Source organism: Bacillus mojavensis, assembly GCF_012648005.1.
GTDB lineage: Bacteria > Bacillota > Bacilli > Bacillales > Bacillaceae > Bacillus > Bacillus mojavensis.
The window spans coordinates 3,132,773-3,151,741 of sequence record NZ_CP051464.1; the positions used below are offsets into that span (position 1 = coordinate 3,132,773).

The 18,969-nt window shown below is 43.8% G+C and carries 25 protein-coding genes and 1 riboswitch; of the genes, 2 read left to right on the top strand and 23 right to left on the bottom strand.

Annotated elements, in window-relative coordinates:
- Nucleotides 1-15 precede the first annotated feature (15 nt).
- The 7 genes from HC660_RS16400 to HC660_RS16430 form a co-directional block, all read right to left on the bottom strand.
- A complete protein-coding gene (locus HC660_RS16400) occupies nucleotides 16-870 on the bottom strand; it encodes a fructoselysine 6-kinase (RefSeq protein ID WP_168748685.1) in 855 nt (284 codons plus the stop codon).
- A gap of 13 nt (nucleotides 871-883) precedes the next feature.
- Nucleotides 884-1,786, bottom strand: coding sequence for a carbohydrate ABC transporter permease (locus tag HC660_RS16405; protein ID WP_168748686.1), 903 nt, complete (start codon nucleotides 1,784-1,786; stop codon nucleotides 884-886).
- 3 nt (nucleotides 1,787-1,789) lie between these two features.
- The gene (locus HC660_RS16410; protein WP_168748687.1) at nucleotides 1,790-2,668 is read right to left on the bottom strand and encodes a carbohydrate ABC transporter permease; all 879 of its coding nucleotides are present in this window, start codon (nucleotides 2,666-2,668) and stop codon (nucleotides 1,790-1,792) included.
- Nucleotides 2,669-2,725: 57 nt separating this feature from the next.
- The gene (locus HC660_RS16415; RefSeq protein WP_168748688.1) at nucleotides 2,726-3,994 is read right to left on the bottom strand and encodes an ABC transporter substrate-binding protein; all 1,269 of its coding nucleotides are present in this window, start codon (nucleotides 3,992-3,994) and stop codon (nucleotides 2,726-2,728) included.
- A gap of 80 nt (nucleotides 3,995-4,074) precedes the next feature.
- The gene (gene frlB, locus HC660_RS16420; protein WP_168748689.1) at nucleotides 4,075-5,061 is read right to left on the bottom strand and encodes a fructosamine deglycase FrlB; all 987 of its coding nucleotides are present in this window, start codon (nucleotides 5,059-5,061) and stop codon (nucleotides 4,075-4,077) included.
- A 214-nt stretch (nucleotides 5,062-5,275) separates the two neighbouring features.
- Nucleotides 5,276-5,650, bottom strand: a complete 375-nt coding sequence (locus tag HC660_RS16425) for a nucleotide excision repair endonuclease (RefSeq protein WP_041521064.1) — start codon at nucleotides 5,648-5,650, stop codon at nucleotides 5,276-5,278.
- A gap of 102 nt (nucleotides 5,651-5,752) precedes the next feature.
- Nucleotides 5,753-6,871, bottom strand: coding sequence for an NAD(P)/FAD-dependent oxidoreductase (locus tag HC660_RS16430; protein WP_168748690.1), 1,119 nt, complete (start codon nucleotides 6,869-6,871; stop codon nucleotides 5,753-5,755).
- Between the two features lie 158 nt (nucleotides 6,872-7,029).
- On the opposite strand from HC660_RS16430, the gene HC660_RS16435 reads away from it, so the two are divergent.
- Nucleotides 7,030-7,179 (top strand): spore protein, encoded by a 150-nt coding sequence (locus tag HC660_RS16435; protein WP_168748691.1) that lies wholly within the window; start codon nucleotides 7,030-7,032, stop codon nucleotides 7,177-7,179.
- The gene (locus tag HC660_RS16440) at nucleotides 7,179-7,454 is read left to right on the top strand and encodes a hypothetical protein (protein WP_168748692.1); all 276 of its coding nucleotides are present in this window, start codon (nucleotides 7,179-7,181) and stop codon (nucleotides 7,452-7,454) included. The genes HC660_RS16435 and HC660_RS16440 overlap by 1 nt, the downstream gene beginning before the upstream one ends.
- 97 nt (nucleotides 7,455-7,551) lie before the next feature.
- On the opposite strand, the gene sufB is transcribed toward HC660_RS16440, so the two are convergent.
- The 16 genes from sufB to HC660_RS16520 all read right to left on the bottom strand — a co-directional run bounded on the left by sufB (nucleotide 7,552) and on the right by HC660_RS16520 (nucleotide 18,886).
- Nucleotides 7,552-8,949 (bottom strand): Fe-S cluster assembly protein SufB, encoded by a 1,398-nt coding sequence (gene sufB, locus HC660_RS16445; protein WP_003228608.1) that lies wholly within the window; start codon nucleotides 8,947-8,949, stop codon nucleotides 7,552-7,554.
- Between the two features lie 20 nt (nucleotides 8,950-8,969).
- Nucleotides 8,970-9,413, bottom strand: coding sequence for a Fe-S cluster assembly sulfur transfer protein SufU (sufU, locus tag HC660_RS16450; protein WP_003222809.1), 444 nt, complete (start codon nucleotides 9,411-9,413; stop codon nucleotides 8,970-8,972).
- Nucleotides 9,403-10,623, bottom strand: a complete 1,221-nt coding sequence (sufS, locus tag HC660_RS16455; RefSeq protein ID WP_168748693.1) for a cysteine desulfurase SufS — start codon at nucleotides 10,621-10,623, stop codon at nucleotides 9,403-9,405. Before sufS ends, sufU begins: the two co-directional genes overlap by 11 nt.
- Nucleotides 10,623-11,936, bottom strand: coding sequence for a Fe-S cluster assembly protein SufD (gene sufD, locus HC660_RS16460; RefSeq protein WP_010331787.1), 1,314 nt, complete (start codon nucleotides 11,934-11,936; stop codon nucleotides 10,623-10,625). The genes sufS and sufD overlap by 1 nt, the downstream gene beginning before the upstream one ends.
- Before the next feature lie 17 nt (nucleotides 11,937-11,953).
- On the bottom strand, nucleotides 11,954-12,739 hold the full coding sequence (gene sufC, locus HC660_RS16465) for a Fe-S cluster assembly ATPase SufC (RefSeq protein WP_168748694.1): 786 nt from the start codon (nucleotides 12,737-12,739) through the stop codon (nucleotides 11,954-11,956).
- 177 nt (nucleotides 12,740-12,916) lie between these two features.
- Nucleotides 12,917-13,069, bottom strand: coding sequence for a YuzK family famiily protein (locus HC660_RS16470; protein WP_010331789.1), 153 nt, complete (start codon nucleotides 13,067-13,069; stop codon nucleotides 12,917-12,919).
- A 192-nt stretch (nucleotides 13,070-13,261) separates the two neighbouring features.
- Entirely contained in the window at nucleotides 13,262-13,639 is a 378-nt protein-coding gene (locus tag HC660_RS16475; protein WP_003222796.1) for a carboxymuconolactone decarboxylase family protein, read from the bottom strand.
- Between the two features lie 84 nt (nucleotides 13,640-13,723).
- Nucleotides 13,724-14,545: a methionine ABC transporter substrate-binding lipoprotein MetQ gene (gene metQ / locus HC660_RS16480; protein WP_010331791.1), complete on the bottom strand. Its 822-nt coding sequence runs from the start codon at nucleotides 14,543-14,545 to the stop codon at nucleotides 13,724-13,726.
- A gap of 13 nt (nucleotides 14,546-14,558) precedes the next feature.
- On the bottom strand, nucleotides 14,559-15,227 hold the full coding sequence (gene metP / locus HC660_RS16485; protein ID WP_010331792.1) for a methionine ABC transporter permease MetP: 669 nt from the start codon (nucleotides 15,225-15,227) through the stop codon (nucleotides 14,559-14,561).
- The gene (metN, locus tag HC660_RS16490; protein ID WP_168748695.1) at nucleotides 15,220-16,245 is read right to left on the bottom strand and encodes a methionine ABC transporter ATP-binding protein MetN; all 1,026 of its coding nucleotides are present in this window, start codon (nucleotides 16,243-16,245) and stop codon (nucleotides 15,220-15,222) included. The genes metP and metN overlap by 8 nt, the downstream gene beginning before the upstream one ends.
- Nucleotides 16,246-16,350: 105 nt before the next feature.
- Nucleotides 16,351-16,457: riboswitch (SAM riboswitch) on the bottom strand.
- Nucleotides 16,458-16,571: 114 nt separating this feature from the next.
- A complete protein-coding gene (locus HC660_RS16495; protein ID WP_010331795.1) occupies nucleotides 16,572-16,916 on the bottom strand; it encodes an SCP2 sterol-binding domain-containing protein in 345 nt (114 codons plus the stop codon).
- Between the two features lie 108 nt (nucleotides 16,917-17,024).
- Complete coding sequence (locus tag HC660_RS16500; protein ID WP_168748696.1) at nucleotides 17,025-17,345, bottom strand: thioredoxin family protein; 321 nt, start codon at nucleotides 17,343-17,345, stop codon at nucleotides 17,025-17,027.
- A gap of 11 nt (nucleotides 17,346-17,356) precedes the next feature.
- Entirely contained in the window at nucleotides 17,357-17,710 is a 354-nt protein-coding gene (locus HC660_RS16505; protein ID WP_010331797.1) for a toprim domain-containing protein, read from the bottom strand.
- Nucleotides 17,711-17,787: 77 nt separating this feature from the next.
- The gene (locus tag HC660_RS16510; RefSeq protein WP_010331799.1) at nucleotides 17,788-18,024 is read right to left on the bottom strand and encodes a YusG family protein; all 237 of its coding nucleotides are present in this window, start codon (nucleotides 18,022-18,024) and stop codon (nucleotides 17,788-17,790) included.
- A gap of 55 nt (nucleotides 18,025-18,079) precedes the next feature.
- Entirely contained in the window at nucleotides 18,080-18,463 is a 384-nt protein-coding gene (gene gcvH, locus HC660_RS16515) for a glycine cleavage system protein GcvH (RefSeq protein ID WP_010331800.1), read from the bottom strand.
- A gap of 66 nt (nucleotides 18,464-18,529) precedes the next feature.
- Nucleotides 18,530-18,886 (bottom strand): arsenate reductase family protein, encoded by a 357-nt coding sequence (locus HC660_RS16520; protein WP_101864083.1) that lies wholly within the window; start codon nucleotides 18,884-18,886, stop codon nucleotides 18,530-18,532.
- Nucleotides 18,887-18,969 lie beyond the last annotated feature (83 nt).

An 18,969-nucleotide genomic window follows, 5' to 3' on the forward strand; every position in this document is an offset into this window, starting at 1 on the left:
AAAACGAGACACTGCTTATAGTATTCTCGTTTTTTCACTGCTTCCCCCTTCCTCCAAGCGGTAGGGATAGCCGTAGCCGAATGCCCCGTACACTCCGCATGTATTCGCAGCTGTTTCCGCTCCTTGGCGCAAAGCGTCCGCCATATCCTGATTCTCACAGAAGGCAGTCAAAAATCCCGCGATAAATGAATCTCCCGCTCCGAGTGTATCAATTATATCAGCTTCCACAATCGGCTGATGATAGATTCGGTCTCCCGCAGACAGGATCGCCCCTTGCCCGCCGCGGGTCATACAAACGATTTTTGCTCCGTACTCATGTGCCTTTTCGGCAAGCTGGCCGCACTCCGTCTCACTCAGATCGCTACCTGAAAAGAACGCGTACGTCACATAAGGACAGACCTTTTTCAAATACTCATCCTCTCGATTTGTTGAAAAATCAAAAGAGACCGGAATCAGACTGCACAGCTGCGGCAAATCGTTCTCAAGCCTGCTGTACACACTGGTATGCAGCAGATCATGCCCACTGATAAAAGATAAGTCCTTTTCCTGAAACACAAGACGGAGACGCGACTGGATGCCCCCCTTATTCGATCGGACAAAGATCCGGTCCCCCTGTTCATCAAGGGTAACGATTGCCATTCCGTTTTCCCCATGCGCCTGGCGAATAAAATCCGCGTTAACCTTCTCCAATTTCAGCACATTCAGCAGATGAGCCGCGGCTTCGTCATTGCCGACGATTCCGATATAAGAAGCCTCATGTCCAAGCCGTTTTGCAAGCACTGCAACATTTAAAGCGTTTCCTCCCGGGTAGAATGTTTCTTGATCCTGATAGTAGTCTACAACATTGTCTCCAACAGCAATTAATTTCATTGTGCTTCCTCCTTTATCCTTTTACGCTTCCGCTTGCAATCCCGCGGACAAAATATTTCTGCATAAATAAAAATAGAATAATAATCGGCGCAGCAGAAATCGTTAATCCCGCCAGCAAGACGCCCCAATCCGTCTGCAGTGCATCTCGGAACTGCATCAGCCCCGCCGGAATGGTCCGCAAATTCTCGTCATCTATGAAAATAATCGCAAACATAAACTCATTCCACGTATGGTAAGCCGTCAAAATGCCCGACGTCACTAAAATAGGCACACTCATTGGTAAGAAAATTCTGAAAAATACTCCAAAACTCGTACACCCATCTAAATAAGCCGCCTCTTCCAATTCTTTAGAAATAGAAAGAAAATAAGAGCGGATCAAAATGATGGTAAACGGAATCCGATAAGCCGCATAAGGCAATATCAAAGCCCAATACGTATTGTAAAGCCCCAGCGACTGAATAATGGAATAAAGCGGCACAAGACTGACCTGAGGTGTCAGCATCAAACCGCCAAGACAAAGCACCAAAAAGAACCCTTTTCCTTTAAACTCGAACCTCGAAAGCCCGTACGCTCCCCATGCGCTGATAAAGACAGTGATTATACATGTCAGCGCCGTCACGATCACACTGTTCATAAAATAAGAAGAAATTCCCTGATTCCAGGCGGACACAAAATTCTCCGGATGCCACGAAGACGGCAGCGACCAGCTGTTCTCAAAAATATCATCCGAGCTTTTAAAGGCGCTCATGACCATCCATAAAAGCGGATAAGCAATCGCGATAAGATAGAGAAACAGAAAAACCCACACAGACGTTTCTCCGATATACCATTTTCGCCTCGGCTTTCTCTTCACCTCGATGTGCCGGTCAGGCACAGGCTCTAATCTGAACGAATCTGTCTTCTTTTGAGGCAGCATCTGTTAATCCTCCTTTCCGGTTTTAAAGAACTTCATTTGCATGAGCGACAAAGCAAGCGTAATGATTAACACAACAGTGGCAATCGCTGAAGCATAGCCCATCATATCCTTTGTAAAGGCACTTTTATATAAGAATGTGCTTAATACCTCAGAAGCGTTTCCCGGTCCGCCGCCTGTCAAAATGTACGGCTCGTTAAACACTGTAAAAGCGCCTGTCAGCGTCATCACCACCGCAACAAAAGACATCTCTTTCGTCTGGGGAATGGTAATGTGAAAAAACTGCTGAATTTTTCCCGCGCCGTCAAGACGCGCCGCTTCATACAGTTCATCCGGTATTTTTTGAATCGACACAATGTACAGCATTGCGATATAACCGACAGACTGCCACTGAGATACAAAGATGACAGAAAGCATAGCCGTGCTGTCATCCCCGAGCCATGCCCTTGTCAGCTGATCAAGACCAACCGCCTGAAGCAGCTGATTCAAAAGCCCCGTCTCAGGGTTGTAAATAAAATCAAACAAAAGCGCGATAACCGTCATCGAGATGACAACCGGCAAAAAGAAAACGGTACGAAAAAAAGGCGACCATTTTCTGACCAGCTTATCCTCAAGCACCGCCGCCAAAATTAAACCGCCAAACACCTGGCATACAATTGAGATCACTGCGTAGAGCACGTTATTCGTGAGGGCTTGATAAAAGACAGGATCACGAAATAATTCAACATAGTTCTTCAATCCGATAAACGTTTTTTCCGGAGAAAAAGAGCTCCATTGAAACAGACTGAGAAAGACATTCTCAAAAATCGGGATATAAACGAAAAGTAAAAAAACAAGAGCCGGCAGCAAAAACAAATAGGGGATTATTCTATTTTGATTGACCAAGGATAACTCATCTCCTTTATAAAAAGAAAAGGTGCGTCGCTTCACCTTTTCTTTGATTTATTCAGCTGACGCCCGCACTTGCTTGGCTGCTTTTTGAACGGCTTTCATGACCTGCTTCGGTGTCATGTCGCCCCCAAGCATTTGCTGGACGCTTGTTAAGTACACATCTGCGATTTCAACATCAACATCCATGTCAAACCACGGAACCATTGATTTGGCATCTACGATATGCTGAACGGCTTCACGCTGTATGGCTGTAGAATTTTCTTCGGTTGCCGTCCCTTGCACCGCACTGTATTTGCCGACGTCTTTGACGAGCTTTTCACCCATTTTTTTCGACGTCAAAAATTGCAAAAATTCCACTGCTTCCTTTGGATGTTTTGTTTTCGAGGAAATCATAAATCCTTCAGGCGCCCCCGTTAACGCTTCTGAAGATCCTTTTTGCCCGCTGATTTCAGGGAATGAGAACATCCCTAGATTCACTGGCTCGACCAGTTTGATTTCAGCAGTTTCCGCATATATCATCGCCGACTTTCCGCTTTTAAATTGCTGTCTCACATATTCATGGTCGACGGAGTTTACATGTTTATTGAAGTAAGGCATCAGTTCCTGCAGCTTTTCAAGTGCTTTCACATAGCCTTCATCGGTAAATTCACCCGTTTTGGCGTTATAGTCCTTTTCTCTTGTTTTTTCATCGACCATCCGCTGATTCAGCGTGCCGATATAATGTGAGATTGTCCAAGTCGCTTTTGTTCCGAAACTGATCGGTGTATAGCCATTTTCTTTCAGCTTCTTCGAGACATCGATGAGTTCATCCCAAGTCGCCGGGGGCTCTAGATTGAGCTTTTTAAATATGTCTTTATTATAGAAAAATGATTTAGCGTCCATTTGCCACGGCACGCCATATTGTTTGTTTTCATACGTAAATGGTGTAACTTGCGATTGAACGAGCTGTGATGACCAATCTGTATCATCTTTGTAGTAGGACGAGAGATCAAGTGCTTTCTTTCCTCTGATAAATTTAAAAGCAAACTCGTCACTCCATGAGAAGTAAATATCAGGAGGGCTGCTGGTTCCCAGCATAACTTTAATTTTATCTTTATAGGAGTCATTCAAAACCGCTTCAGTTTGAATGTCGATATCCGGATGCTCTTTTTCAAATTCCTTTACAACCTCTTCAAAATACCTTTTTTCCGGCTCCTTCGGCCATCTGTGGAAAAATTTCAATGTCACCTTTCCATCCGCTGAACTGCCCTGGCTCGAACAGCCCGCAATGGTGAGCATACTGACAGCTGCAATGATCAAAAATAAAAACATTTTCTTCAAAGGGTTGGCCTCCTCTGGACATTAGACTATAATGTTATATAACATTATAGTCTAATGCATAATGGTTCCTCTTTTTCAGATCAATACTCAACTTTCCACATGTATCTTCTATGAGATAAAGGATGATTTCTCGCTTCTGCCAAAGCATCCGCATAGCTTCTCAGCACACGGTTAAGAACGAGCGGAGCAAGATAGCCTTTTACTGAATCGTCAATTGCAGTGAAGTCGTAAGATGCGGCATCGAGCACAGTCAGCTTTTTGCCATATTTTTTCGAGAAGGTAAGCGCCCGCTCTTCAAGAGGCCTTGTTTCATCTAAACCGAGCAGGATGATAAACGGCACGGATTCATCAATAATTTCGAACGGTCCGTGAAAATATTCTCCGGCATGAATGGCGTGGGAATGAATCCATTGCATTTCCATGAGAATGCAGATGCTGTAGGAGTAAGCGACACCGTAGTTTGCACCGCTTGCCATTGTATAAATGATGCTTTCTTTTTCATGTGTTTTTGCAAATTGCTGTGCGTTGTCAGCTTCCTGCTTAAGGGCTTCATCATACACAGCCTGCAATTGACCTAAACCTTCAATTGCTTGTTCAAATGTCGTATTGTTTTCTAATACCTGCAAAGCGCCGAAAACGATTTGATATAGAACACCATAGTTCGTATTGATCGCCTGCGCCTCATCACCCCAGTCATACTGGGCGACATATTGCGCTTCCTGTGCTAAAGGAGACTCCGGCTTATACGTCATTGCAATCGTAAGCGCGCCTTTGCTTCTCGCAAATGCAGCGGCTTTTACCGTTTCCGGGGTATTTCCCGAATGCGAGCACAAAATGACAAGAGACTTTTCACCAAGCTGCACAGGGTTTCGCTGAATAAATTCATTAGAGCTGTAAAGGTCAGAGCTGATTGATTTTGACTCCCTGTCAAACACATATTTACTCGGATACATAATGGCCGAAGACCCTCCGCATGCGACAAAGAATACATGGTCGATGGTTTTTCCTTTCAAATCCTGCAAGAAAGCTTGAACCTCACGATTAACTTTTGCTGTGACCTGACTCAAATCCTTCACTCCTCATTTTTATTATATAACGTTATATAACATTATATATTGTTATATTAAAGTCCAGAGATAGGAATGTCAATATTATTTTCTGAAATTTCTCATTAATTTACTCGAATAATAGACAAAGATCTATCTGCGGAAAAATGCCCAAATGAAAAGCCAGAACTTAATATAAGCTCTGGCCTCGCTGTTCAATCCGCAGACTGACTTCTTATTTAAAAAATACCTTGTCTATATTATACTTCGAGTGCTGTGTATTGATGATATAGGTTTCATAAATTTCTCTTTCCATTGGATCTTCAACTACACATACTTCAATTTTATAAACTTCGTCCCTGTGATGTTTAATCGGTGAGACAGTGTCTTCAAAATGTTTCTTAATTCTCTGTCTTAACTTTCTGGCTTTACCGACAAATAGCAGTTCGTCATGAATGTTATAAAACATGAAGATGCCGCCTTTATCCCTTGGTATCTGGTGAAAGTCGATGAATCCGTAAATCGCCTTTATTTTCGGCTCGTTATCATTAGCTGACTGCTGTCGTTCAGTGATGGTGACATTCGGTGCGGGTATATCAATTTTTATCAAAATCAGTTCACGTCCTCTTTTTCATTAAAGATAAATGCTAACACAGACAGGAAAGAAAAGCTAGAACAGCTTTATTATATTTGTTTGTCATGCCTTTCATTATTATGCAAGCGCTCCGGCAAGATCATAAGGGCTAAGGTCTATTTCTGTCTGCTTTCCGAGAACTAGCTTTGCGAGCTCTGAACCGAGAAACGGTCCCATCGTTAGCCCCGACGCGCCTAAACCATTAGCGGCGTAAAGTCCCTGAACATTCGGCACGGCACCCACCACTGGCAGAAACCCCGGTGTAAACGGTCTGAATCCCACTCTTGTTTCAATGACTGTGCTGTCAGCAAGCCCAGGGGCTGCGGCAAGTGCTTTGCTCAAGACTTCATGCTGTCCCCCTGCTGTCACACGCAGGTCTTTAAGATCGGCCTCATTTTCATGGGTGGCGCCTGCTACAATTCTGCCGTCATCAAAGGACAAAATATACTGGTCATTCGGCGGCATCACCACCGGCCATGATCCAGTATCTGCACTAGGAATTTCAAAATGCATAATTTGCGCCTTCTGAAAGGATACTTGAAAATGAATGCCCAGAGGCTTCATCAACTCATTGGCCCATGCCCCTCCAGTCACGATCACACTATCAGCCTCAAACTGCTGTTTGTCTGTTTGGACACCGGTGACTCTTCCGCTTTCAAAACACAAGGACGCATTTCCTTTTTCAATGACCGCACCATGTTTCTCTGCAGCATTCAAAAGCGACCGGCAAAGCGCCCTCCCGTTCACACGGGCGGCACCGCTGATATGAACCGATTCATAGCCATCAGCTAAAATGGGAAACAGCTTTTTCGTTTCACTCGCGGACAAACGGGTGATGTCACCGATCTCCGGCGCATGCTCGCGCCTCTTATACGCCCGCTCCTCCATCTTATCGAGCTTCGCTGCATCAGTGTGAATGCTGATCGCGCCGACACGCTTGTATCCGGTGTCTGTTTCACCGTCCTCTTCCAGTTGCTTGATTAAATCATTATAGTATCGCGCTCCGCCCTTAGCGAGCTGATACCAATCCTGATTGCGGCGCTGCGAAAGCCAAGGGCAGACAATCCCTGCCGCCGCGTCCGTCGCTTGTCCCGGCTCATTCCGGTCAATCACCGTAACCCGGGCTCCTGCTTTTGCAAGATGATAAGCCGTCGATGCACCTAGTATGCCTGCGCCGACGATGATGTAAGACTTCATATGCAAACACCTTTTCTTTTATAATATCTATTCATTTTACCAAATAGAGTGCTTTCCTTCGACCTTTAGCCCCAATATGGAAAAACCGCGAAGTTCGTCCAATCTCTTCACTCTCCTATCGAATATCCTGTCACTATCAATAGAGAAAGGATGATACCATGAGCGAAAATCGTCATGAAAATGAAGAAAACACAGACCGCAATACAGCAGTTGCAAAAGTCCAAAACAGCGGCAATTCAAATGTTGTGGTCAACGTGAATACTGATCAGGACCAGGCACAGGCGCAGTCACAAGACGGGGAAGAGTAATGAACGAAAATATTATTCCTATCAACAGACATGCTGCGGAAATGCCCAAAAATGGCTCTGTTATTGAAAACAGCGGCAATTCGGAAGTCCATATTGATATTCACATTGACACAATGCCGATTGCCTTTGCCGTTTTATGCTCTGCATTAGCCGCAAAGCAGATGACAAAAGATGAATTCGACACAGCCTATGCTCAATTATTAGAGATGAACAGCAATTATACCAACAGAACATCTGTGATGAAAGTTGTTAACCCCGAGACAACAGAAAGCTGAGAAAGAACAATACCGTGCGAGCCCCCTCGGCCCACGGTTTTCTTCTGCATATAAAAAGGACGCGTCTGAAAACCAGTCGCGTCCTTTTTTATTAACATTAACCGATTGAACCTTCCATTTCGAATTTAATCAAACGGTTCATTTCAACTGCGTATTCCATTGGAAGCTCTTTTGTGAATGGCTCGATGAAGCCCATTACGATCATTTCAGTCGCTTCTTCTTCGGAAATACCGCGGCTCATCAAGTAGAAGAGCTGCTCTTCAGATACTTTAGACACTTTCGCTTCGTGCTCTAATGAAATGTTATCATTTAAAATTTCATTGTAAGGAATTGTGTCTGAAGTAGATTTGTTATCCATAATGAGCGTATCGCACTCGATGTTGGAACGGGCGCCTTCCGCTTTACGTCCGAAGTGGACGATTCCGCGGTACGTTACTTTTCCGCCCTGTTTTGAAATCGATTTTGATACGATTGTGGATGATGTGTTTGGTGCAAGGTGAATCATTTTCGCACCCGCATCCTGATGCTGGCCTTTACCTGCAAGAGCGATAGAAAGCGTCATACCGCGCGCGCCTTCGCCTTTTAGGATACAAGCAGGATATTTCATTGTCAGTTTAGAACCGATGTTGCCGTCGATCCATTCCATCGTTGCGTTTTCTTCACATACTGTACGCTTCGTTACTAGGTTGTAAACGTTGTTCGCCCAGTTTTGGATCGTTGTATAACGGCAGTAGCCGCCTTTTTTCACGATAATCTCAACAACCGCACTGTGAAGTGAGTTTGTTGTGTAAACAGGCGCAGTACATCCCTCAACGTAATGCACGCTTGCTTCTTCGTCAACGATGATCAGCGTACGTTCGAACTGACCCATGTTTTCAGAGTTGATACGGAAGTAAGCTTGAAGCGGTGTTTCAACCTTTACGCCTTTTGGCACGTAGATGAAAGATCCGCCGGACCAAACAGCTGAGTTCAGCGCCGCGAACTTGTTATCAGTCGGCGGAATCACTTTTGCCCAGTGCTCACGGAAAATGTCTTCATTTTCTTTCAGCGCGCTGTCTGTGTCTTTAAAGACGATGCCTTGCGCTTCAAGATCTTCCTTCATGTTGTGGTATACAACCTCAGATTCGTACTGAGCAGAAACACCCGCAAGGTATTTTTGTTCAGCTTCAGGAATCCCGAGCTTGTCGAATGTTTGCTTAATTTCTTCAGGAACTTCATCCCAAGAACGCTCTGAACGCTCAGACGGTTTTACGTAGTACGTAATTTCGTCAAAGTTCAGTGAGTTTAGATCTCCGCCCCATTGTGGCATTGGCATGTTGTAGAAATGTTCAAGTGATTTCAAGCGGAAATCAAGCATCCATTGAGGCTCTTCTTTCATGCGAGAAATTTCTTCTACGATTTCTTTTGTCAATCCGCGCTCTGAACGGAAAATGGAAACGTCCTTGTCGTGAAAACCATATTTGTATTCACCAATATCAGGCATTTTTTTAGCCATCCATTTTCACTCCAATCCTTTTAATTGCCGCCCTCTTCTTTAGCGACTCCTTTTTCAAGTGCCTTCCATGACAGGGTTGCACATTTAATACGGGCCGGGAATTTTGAAACGCCTTGAAGGGCTTCAATATCACCCAAATCTATAGAATCATCGTATTCTTTCCCTTGCATCATATCTGAGAAAATCTTAGACATGGAAAGGGCTGTTTCAATATCTTTCCCTTTAATCGCCTGAGTCATCATCGAAGCGGATGCCATTGAAATGGAACAGCCTTCCCCTTCAAATTTCGCATCTTCCACGATGTCTCCGTCAAGCTTCATTGTCAGTCTGATACGGTCGCCGCATGTCGGATTGTTCATATCCACGACGATGCTGTCATTCAAAACCCCTTTGTTGCGCGGGTTTTTGTAATGATCCATAATCACTTGTCTGTACAATGTATCTAAGTTTGCATTAAAAGACATTTGTAAAATACTCCTTTGTCTTTTGAAGAGCTTCCACAAGCTTATCAATCTCTTCCTCTGTATTATACAGATAAAAGCTTGCTCTCGCAGTAGCAGTTACATCCAGCCATTTCATCAGCGGCTGGGCGCAATGGTGACCGGCTCTGACAGCAATCCCTTCCGCATCAAGTACGGTTGCCACATCGTGCGGATGAACATCATCAAGATTAAATGTGATCAGCCCGGCACGCTCTTCCGGTCCGTAAACCGTCACGCCGTCAAGCTGACGGAAGCGTTCAAGCGCATAAGCTGCAAGCTTGTGCTCGTGGCGGGAAATCTCATCAAGGCCGATTTCTTCAAGAAAATCAATGGCGGCACCAAGACCGATTGCTCCAGCAATAATCGGAGTACCCGCTTCGAATTTCCACGGAAGCTCTTTCCAAGTTGATTCATAAAGCCCGACAAAGTCGATCATTTCACCGCCGAATTCGGCAGGCTCCATGTTTTCCAGCAGGGCTCTCTTTCCGTACAGCACACCTACTCCGGTAGGGCCGCACATTTTGTGGGAAGAAAGTGCAAAGAAGTCGCAATCGAGATCCTGCACGTCAATTTTCATGTGAGGCGCGCTTTGTGCACCGTCCACCACAATGACAGCCCCATTGTCATGAGCGATTTTCGCCATTTCTTTTATCGGGTTGACCGTGCCGAGAACGTTAGACACATGAGAGACCGCAACAATCTTTGTATTGCTTGTGACCGTTGCTCTGACATCATCTAATGAAATCGTGCCGTCTTCCTGCAGCGGAATATATTTTAATGTGGCGCCAGTCGCTTTGACAGCCTGCTGCCACGGAATGATATTCGCATGATGCTCCATATAGGTGATGACCACTTCATCACCCGGCTTGAGGTTGGCGCGTGCATAGCTTATCGCCACCATGTTCAGTGATGTGGTCGTGCCTTTTGTGAAAATAATCTCAGCCATTGACTTCGCGTTAATAAACTTGCGGACTTTTTCACGCGCTCCTTCATAACCGTCTGTCGCTCTGGTTCCAAGCGTATGGACGCCCCGGTGAACATTGGAATTGTATTGGTTATAATACTTATCCAGTGTTTCAATGACAGCACGCGGCTTCTGGGAAGTCGCCGCGCTGTCGAGATAAACGAGATCATGTCCGTTCACTTGCTGATGAAGGATCGGGAACTGTTCACGAATATCTGTGATATTCATTACTTCACTTTCCTTTCGATAACAGAAACCAATTGTTTCTTAACGCCTTCAATCGGAAGTTCGTTAACTACCGGCGCAAGGAATCCGTAGATGACTAAGCGTTCTGCTTCTTCTTTCGAAATACCGCGGCTCATCAGGTAGTAAAGCTGAATAGGATCCACACGGCCGACAGATGCCGCATGTCCTGCCGTTACATCGTCTTCGTCAATTAAAAGAATAGGGTTTGCGTCTCCGCGCGCTTTTTCGCTGAGCATCAGCACACGGGATTCCTGTTCCGCATTCGCTTTAGAAGCGCCATGTTCGATTTTGCCGATTCCGTTAAAGATAGAAGAAGCGGAATCCTTCATCACACCGTGCTTCAAGATATATCCTTCAGAAGCTTTACCGAAATGAATGATTTGTGTCGTAAAGTTTTCTGTTTGCTCTCCTCTTCCGACAACAACCGTTTTCGTGTCGCCGTAAGTGCCGTCACCGTAAAGATTTGTTGTGTTTTCGGAAATGGTGTCGCCATCGTTCATGAGGCCGAGAGCCCACTCGATTTTGCTGTCGCGTCCGCGCGCAGCACCGCGGCGGTTGACATAAGTTGTCACGCCGGAAGACAGGGTATCCACCGCACCGTATGTCACACTGGCATTATCACCTGTGATAACCTCACTGATAATATTGAATACAGCATCTTTCGGGTTGACCGTGCTGATGTAGTTTTCTACATACGTTACTGAGCTATGGTCTTCCGCCACAATCAATACGTGGTTGAATAGAGCTGTATCGTTGCTCTCGTGGACATAAACAGCCTGAACCGGCGTCTCCACCTGAACATTTTTCGGAACATATAAGAATGCCCCTCCGTTCACAAGAGCTGCGTGAAGTGCGGTTAATTTATGCTCATCAACCTTCACGCCGTCTTTCATAAAGTATTTCTCCACTAAGTCGCTGTGCTCGCGTGCAGCAGTCAAAATATCAGTAAAGATGACGCCTTTGTCTTTCAATTCCTGAGAAAGAGAAAGGAATGCAGGCGTCTGATCACGCTGAACATATAACGTTTTATCTTCGTTTTCAACATCGATCAGCGCTTTTGCTTCATCAGTCAAATCCTCTAATGAAGAAAGCGGCTCATTATCAACTGTATGCTTCGCGAAGTTCGTGAAGTTCCAGTTTGTAATTTTTGTTTTGTCAGGCTTCGGCATCGGCAGATCCTCAGCTTGTTCAAGAGCCTGTAAGCGCAGGTTTTTCAGCCAGGCAGGTTCTTGATGCTTTTCGGAAAAGCTTTTGAGATACTCCTGATCTACGGATAGTTTTGTATCTAGTGTCATATTAATCCCCCTAACGCTTACGCTTCTTGGCCTACAGTTTCGTCTTCAATGCCAAGTTCTTTTTTGATCCAGTCATAACCTTCTGCTTCAAGACGCTGTGCAAGCTCTGCACCGCCGGATTTCACAACGCGGCCTTGCATCATAACGTGAACAACATCAGGAGTGATGTAGTTTAACAGGCGCTGATAGTGAGTGATCATCAGGCAGCCGAAGCTTTCGTTGCGCATTTTGTTGATCCCTTTTGATACAACTTTCAGAGCGTCAATATCAAGACCTGAGTCGATTTCATCAAGGATGGCGATTTTCGGTTCAATCATCATTAATTGAAGAATTTCGTTGCGTTTTTTCTCCCCGCCTGAGAAACCTTCGTTGAGGTAGCGCTGAGCCATTTCAGGGTCCATTTCTAAGAATTCCATGTTTTCGTCCATTTTGCGGATGAATTTCATAAGAGAAATTTCATCGCCTTCTTCTCTGCGCGCGTTGATCGCAGAACGAAGGAAGTCGGCATTTGTCACACCGCTGATTTCACTAGGGTACTGCATCGCAAGGAACAAACCTGCCTGCGCACGCTCGTCCACTTCCATCTCCAGTACATCTTTGCCGTCAAGCGTGATGCTGCCTTTTGTTACTTCATATTTAGGATGCCCCATAATGGCAGCTGATAGAGTTGATTTACCAGTACCGTTCGGTCCCATTACCGCGTGGAACTCTCCGCCTTTTATTTCAAGGTTTACACCTTTTAAGATCTCTTTCCCTTCGATTTCAACGTGAAGATCTTTGATCGTTAATGTTGAAGCAGCCATATCTATACCTCCAAAAATATATAATCATTATTCTCATTTTATTCTCATTCTAATTTTATAACAAATGAAAAGTAAATACAACTTTTTATCGTGCCTTGCACATTTCTCAAGTTTAACAAAGTTCAGCACTTTATTAAAGCAATTGAAAAAGAAAAAGAGTGGATTCCCACCCTTTTTTTAAAGACCGATTTTCTCATTAAGCTCAGCAGAATACCGCTTGCATTTTTTATATTCAAGCTCTCTCTGCCGCTCAACTTCCATTCTTGTATCCAGCCGGCGTCCGTATTCCTCGTATCCGATTCCATGAGACAGCTGCATCGCTTTTTCCATTTCTGACGTATAATCGAGGTCCAGTCTGTCCTGGCTGCTGCAAATAATGAATCAATCCCTTCATTTATTTACTGCTATTGTATCAGCTCCAAGACCGATGCTGCAAAATGGATATGGCTTGATATAACATCGGATGAGACGAAAGGACCCTTTGAGTTAAAATGAGAATCGTTTTTCGGAATATTCCTTCTTCTAATGCGTAGTGTTTCCAAATTCCTCTATGCACTGCTGGACAACTGTCACACCTTGGCTTAGAGCAGCTCCGCCTCCGAACGCCGCTGCCACACTGACTGCTTCGAGAATGTTTTCTTCTGTCGCTCCCTCATCAAGACAGCCTTTTGTGTGATAGATCATGCAATATTCATCCTGAGCATTGATGGCAATTCCGAGGGCGATCAGCTGTTTTTCTCTTTCAGTCAGAGAATTGCCGGCAAAGCATTGTTCAGTAAACTCGTTAAACTTTCTTCCCATTAGCGGCATCTTTTGTTCAAATGTGCCTAAACCTAATTTATACTGTTTTAGCGCGTCCTGCATGCTTCCTCTGTCTTGATTCAAAGAAAATCCCTCCATCTGTTTAACATTCCTTTTTATTATGAACAGCTTTTAGGAAAATACCCGAAAAAAACCCCGGATTTCTCATCCGGGGTTTCAATCTTATTCAGAGACTGGGAGAACAGCTCCGTCATATTTCTTCTCGATGAAGTCTTTAATCTTTTTAGAGTGAAGAACTTCCATCAGCGCTTTGATTTTTGCAGAATCCTCTTCGCCATCTCTCACTGCAATGATATTAGCGTAAGGGTTATCTTTTGTTGATTCCACTTCAATCGCGTCTTTTTTGGGATTTAATTTATTTTGGATCGCGTAGTTCACATTGATGAAGGCCGCGTCTCCTTCTTTGTTTTCATATGCTTTTGCCGTTAATTCAGGCGCTACTTTTTTAAACTGTAGGTGTTTCGGGTTTTTCTTAATGTCTTTCAGTGTTGCATCGACTGTTTCCACTTTGGAGTCAAGTGTAATTAATCCTGCATTCTCAAGCATTGCAAGCATACGGCCTTGTTCAGCAACGTTATTTGTCAGGATAATTGTCGCACCGTCGGGAAGCTCTTTTAATGATTTATATTTTTTAGAATAAATACCGAATGGCTCTAAGTGAATCGCACCGGCATTCACAAGTTTATAATCTTTGTTTTCTTTCATTTCTTGCTCAAGGTAAGGAATGTGCTGGAAGAAGTTTGCATCCACTTCTTTATCAGCTAAGGCTTTGTTGTACATTTTGTAATCACTAAGCACTTTCACTTTCAGTGTGTAGCCTTTTTCTTTTAACAATGGTTCAGCTTCTTTTAAAATTTCTGCATGCGGTGTTTTTGTAGCTGCAACAACAATTTCTTTCTTGCCGGATTCAGCGTTATTAGAACCGCAGGCAGCCATAACTCCTGCAAATACAAGTAGTAATGCACCCAAAAATAGCTTTTTCAAAGTAAATCCTCCCTTATCGTTTATCTATTATATTTGTTATGACATCACCGATCATTTGAATAATGAAAACGATGATTAAAATAAATACAGTAGCAACGAAGGTAACATCAGTATTATTAGACTGATATCCTTCTACATATGCAAGGTTTCCAAGTCCTCCTGAACCGATGGCGCCCGCAATGGCTGTTGAGCCGATCAAAGCAATGGCCGTAACCGTGATCCCAGAAATAAGGGCCGGCATGGATTCCGGGAGCAGCACTTTGAAAATAATGGTTGATGTTTTGGCTCCCATTGATTTCGCAGCTTCGATGACGCCCTTATCCACCTCACGCAGCGCAATTTCAGCGAGCCGCGCGTAAAACGGGGCTGAGCCGATGACTAACGCCGGCAGTGCCGCGTTCGGCCCTAAGATGGTGCCGACTAAAAACTTCGTAAAACCTAGTAATAAAATAATTAAAATGAGGAACGGAATAGACCTGAATACATTGACAATAGCCGCAATTACAGTGTTGACTGCTTTGTTCTGCCAGAGGCTCCCTTTGCTTGTAAGAAAGAGCAGCAGGCCGAGGATCACCCCGATGACAAAGGCAAAAACCAAGGAGATCAGCGTCATATAAAGCGTTTCGTATGTCGCGTTCCATAATTCAGTTACATCAACGTTCGGGAAGTATTTTTCAAACATTCGTGATCACCTCTGCTTTCACCTGTTTGTCATTAATAAACCGGATCACGTTTTGCACTTCTTCCTCGTCACCGTCAATATGGATAAACAATGAACCGTATGCCCCGTCCTTCGTCTGCGAGATTTTCCCCTGCAGAATATTGACGCTGACATTGAAGTTTCTGATCATCTCTGTAATCAGAGGCTGTTCAGCTGAATCACCGACAAATGTGAGCTGAACCGTTGTTCCTGACGCTTTTTCGTCAAGAAGATGCTGAAGTGTTTCTTTTGTTTCTTCAGGCTCAGTCACCTGCTGAACAAACCGTTTAGTCATGTCTTCCTTCGGATTCTTGAAGACATCGAGAACTTCTCCTTCTTCAACAACCTTTCCGTTTTCCATAACAGCGACTCTGTTGCAGATTTTGCGGATGACGTGCATTTCGTGTGTGATCAGCACAATCGTCAAACCGAGTCTCTCATTAATATCGGACAAAAGATCCAAGATTGAATCGGTTGTTTGCGGATCTAAAGCTGATGTCGCTTCATCACAAAGGAGAACCTTCGGATTGTTTGCGAGCGCTCTGGCGATTCCGACCCTCTGCTTTTGTCCGCCGCTCAGCTGAGACGGGTAAGATTTCTCTTTTCCTTCTAAACCTACCAGTTTAATCAGTTCATTGGCACGCTTAATCCGCTCGCTTTTTTTCACCCCGGCAATTTCTAAAGGAAACATGATGTTATCTCTGACAGTTCGCGACCAGAGCAAATTGAAGTGCTGGAAAATCATACTGATGTCATGGCGCGCTTTTCTTAAATTGCGTCCGTTTACTTCATTAATCTTCGTTCCCGCCACTTCCACGATTCCTGAGCTTGGTTTCTCAAGTCCGTTCAGCAGACGGATTAAGGAACTTTTACCAGCTCCGCTATATCCTATAATTCCAAAAATCTCACCTTTTTTAATGGAAAGCGAGACATTTTGGACAGCATTGACATCTCCATGTTTCGACTTATACACTTTTGAAACATCCTGAAGATTGATCAAAGCGATCACCTGCCTTAACACTATTCTAAGAAATCTTCCGGTTTTTTCTGCAAAAGAAAAGCCTTTCTGCACACTTGAGCAGAAAGGCTTATATAAAACGCCTTTCTCTCATCTTTCAAAGCTTAACGCTTCGTGTGAATTGGCACCATTTCAACAATGTTGATGGTTGCCGGGCTTCATAGGGCACTTCCCTCCACCTCTCTTGATAAGAGAAATATATAGTCTTTTTCGTCCGGAAATTCTTAATGTAGAATAGCATGGCGAATCATAAAATGTCAATAAAATAAATGATGTAAACTTTTACTATTGTAATAATTTGCTATTTTTTAATTCTTTAGAATCCTCTGAAAAAAACCGTTTGTCAGCCAAAGAATGGCTTCCAGCTTTAACAGCGCTCTGAATGAACCCTTTACCTTTAGGCTTCCGCTCTGGATCAGGTGCTGAAGGGAAATGTCTCCATGCAAAAGATGAATGATTTCTGTTTGGTTTCCATAAAAGGTCAGGTTGGACGTTTGGGGCGGAGAAATTTTTGTCATTTCTCCCTGTTCGTTTATTGAGACGGTTAAGGCTTCTGTTTCTCCTTGGAAGGTAATGAGCAATGTCGAAGCGTTCAAAAGGGGTTTTAAAAACAGATGCTGTAAATCATCTTCTAAAACTTCCGCTTTCTCCATTTGTACAACCTCCTAGTTTGTTGGTCATACATACACATTTCTCTCTTCAGCGCAAGAACCCCTTTATAAAACGAACGACAAATTCATTGGAATGCGCCGAGAAAAATGTCATAAATGAGATGCAGAAGATGATTTTTGTTTGATCAGCTCATATAAATAAGAAACGGAATGAAACGCATACCCTCTTTCAATTACTTTTCCGTCCTTAAACAGCAGAAAACAAGGGACGCTTTCAATTTGATATGCTTTAGCAAACGCCGGAGAATAGTTGAGATTATTTTTATAGAAGGCGACAGACGGGAGCATGTCTTCGACGACCGTCAGCATTTTGCTTGCCAGCTGGCAGGTACCGCAAAACGGAGTATATAGATATAGGAGATACACATCATCAGTAATGTGTTCAAGCTCTTGTTCTTGGAGTTCTTTCACGCTATAACACCTCAGGTCTTTCTTTCAAGAAAATTCGTATGGACATTCAGATTCGCGCTCAGTAATACAGATGCTATATGGTGTCTGGGCGCCGCCTCCACTTCCTTATAGGCTCTGTCGATATATAAATGGTAGGCTTCATTAAATTCCCTTTTCAGCTGTTTTCTCAATTTCTCGCCTGATTCATCGGCATCAACCAAAATATAGACGTCCTTCTCGTAAAGCTCGTCTGCCAATTCCTCCAGCTTCAGCTGGCTGATTGTTCCGTTTGTGCAGATAATGCGCACTGGCTCATTCAGGACGCTTTCGATCTTTTCTTTATCTGATTTCCCTTCAACAATCATGACTTTTTCCAGTTCGTCCATGTTCATCTGCTTCACCTGCCGCGTCGAATTTGAAACGTTCAGATTGTAAAAGAAGGCAGTGAAATTCACCGCCAACATCAACACCAGCCGCTTTCGTAGTCACAATCAACATATTTCTGATCGTCTCCTGAAACCACGTCGGCTGTTTTATAAAATTTTTCATTTTCATAGGTAAAGCCGGACTTTAGCTCATATTCATTCATGCCTGTCATTTGGCCGATCATCTCATCTTCATGATATAACGAGAGCCGGCCATTTTGAAAGCGGCCTGTCACATCATTGGTGACATCGAGCTTTTGTTTGCTGAAAGCCATATTGGACACCTCCCATAGCGTTAGCGTATCCAATTGCCTGCTCAGCTATCCAGTTTTAGTCTTGTTGTGTCATCTCTTCGTATTGCTCTGCTGTCATTAGTTTTTCAATTTCAGACGCGTCAGACGGTTCAACGACGATCATCCATGCTTTTTCATACGGAGATTCGTTGACGAATTCCGGGCTGTCATCAAGATCCTCGTTTACTTCCACTACAGTTCCGTTAATCGGTGCGTAAAGCTCAGATACCGTTTTTACGGATTCTACACTTCCGAAAGGCTCGTCCGCTTTGATTTCAGCGCCGACTTCAGGAAGCTCAACAAACACGATGTCACCGAGCTCGGACTGGGCAAAATGGGTAATGCCGATTTTGGCTTTTTCTCCTTCAACTTTTACCCACTCGTGTTCTTCTGAGTAACGCAAATCTTTAGGTATGCTCAATTGAATCCCTCCATTTTTTACAGGACTATAATAAGAAGATACCACACTTTTCAAAAAAAATTTACATTATGACCAGTTTTCTTCAAATTGATCTTCTTTAAAGCCAACTGTCACTTTTTCGCCGTCTGTTGTGAGTGGGCGCTTAATCAGCATTCCGTCTGAAGCCAGCAGTTCAAGCTGTTCGTCCTCTGACATGTGATACAGCTTTTCCTTCAGATTCAGTTCACGGTATTTCATGCCGCTTGTGTTGAAGAATTTCTTTACATCCAGCCCGCTTTTTTCATAAAGCGATTTTAGCTCCTCTTTGCTTGGAGGCTGCTCTGCAATATGTATTTCGTTGATTTCTTTTCCATGCTCTTCAAGCCATTTTTTCGCTTTGCGGCACGTTCCGCATTTAGGGTACCAGTAAAAAGTTAACGACATCTTCTTCCCCCTCAATAAAATAATCGAGGTTATTTTAACACAGTTTGTTTTAAAAACCTAAAACAGTGCTTCATAAAAAAAGA

What these genes read in the sequence shown, in the direction of transcription:
- sufC (WP_168748694.1), bottom strand. Translation starts at nt 12,739, where the DNA reads ATGGCTGCTTCAACATTAACGATCAAAGATCTTCACGTTGAAATCGAA.
- sufU (WP_003222809.1), bottom strand. Translation starts at nt 9,413, where the DNA reads ATGTCTTTTAATGCAAACTTAGATACATTGTACAGACAAGTGATTATG.
- metP (WP_010331792.1), bottom strand. Translation starts at nt 15,227, where the DNA reads ATGTTTGAAAAATACTTCCCGAACGTTGATGTAACTGAATTATGGAAC.
- HC660_RS16520 (WP_101864083.1), bottom strand. Translation starts at nt 18,886, where the DNA reads ATGTCGTTAACTTTTTACTGGTACCCTAAATGCGGAACGTGCCGCAAA.
- HC660_RS16400 (WP_168748685.1), bottom strand. Translation starts at nt 870, where the DNA reads ATGAAATTAATTGCTGTTGGAGACAATGTTGTAGACTACTATCAGGAT.
- HC660_RS16440 (WP_168748692.1), top strand. Translation starts at nt 7,179, where the DNA reads ATGAACGAAAATATTATTCCTATCAACAGACATGCTGCGGAAATGCCC.
- HC660_RS16405 (WP_168748686.1), bottom strand. Translation starts at nt 1,786, where the DNA reads ATGCTGCCTCAAAAGAAGACAGATTCGTTCAGATTAGAGCCTGTGCCT.
- HC660_RS16435 (WP_168748691.1), top strand. Translation starts at nt 7,030, where the DNA reads ATGAGCGAAAATCGTCATGAAAATGAAGAAAACACAGACCGCAATACA.
- HC660_RS16470 (WP_010331789.1), bottom strand. Translation starts at nt 13,069, where the DNA reads ATGGAAAAAGCGATGCAGCTGTCTCATGGAATCGGATACGAGGAATAC.
- sufS (WP_168748693.1), bottom strand. Translation starts at nt 10,623, where the DNA reads ATGAATATCACAGATATTCGTGAACAGTTCCCGATCCTTCATCAGCAA.
- HC660_RS16475 (WP_003222796.1), bottom strand. Translation starts at nt 13,639, where the DNA reads ATGGAGGGATTTTCTTTGAATCAAGACAGAGGAAGCATGCAGGACGCG.
- sufB (WP_003228608.1), bottom strand. Translation starts at nt 8,949, where the DNA reads ATGGCTAAAAAAATGCCTGATATTGGTGAATACAAATATGGTTTTCAC.
- HC660_RS16430 (WP_168748690.1), bottom strand. Translation starts at nt 6,871, where the DNA reads ATGAAGTCTTACATCATCGTCGGCGCAGGCATACTAGGTGCATCGACG.
- HC660_RS16505 (WP_010331797.1), bottom strand. Translation starts at nt 17,710, where the DNA reads ATGGACGAACTGGAAAAAGTCATGATTGTTGAAGGGAAATCAGATAAA.
- sufD (WP_010331787.1), bottom strand. Translation starts at nt 11,936, where the DNA reads ATGACACTAGATACAAAACTATCCGTAGATCAGGAGTATCTCAAAAGC.
- HC660_RS16495 (WP_010331795.1), bottom strand. Translation starts at nt 16,916, where the DNA reads ATGGAGAAAGCGGAAGTTTTAGAAGATGATTTACAGCATCTGTTTTTA.
- HC660_RS16510 (WP_010331799.1), bottom strand. Translation starts at nt 18,024, where the DNA reads ATGGCTTTCAGCAAACAAAAGCTCGATGTCACCAATGATGTGACAGGC.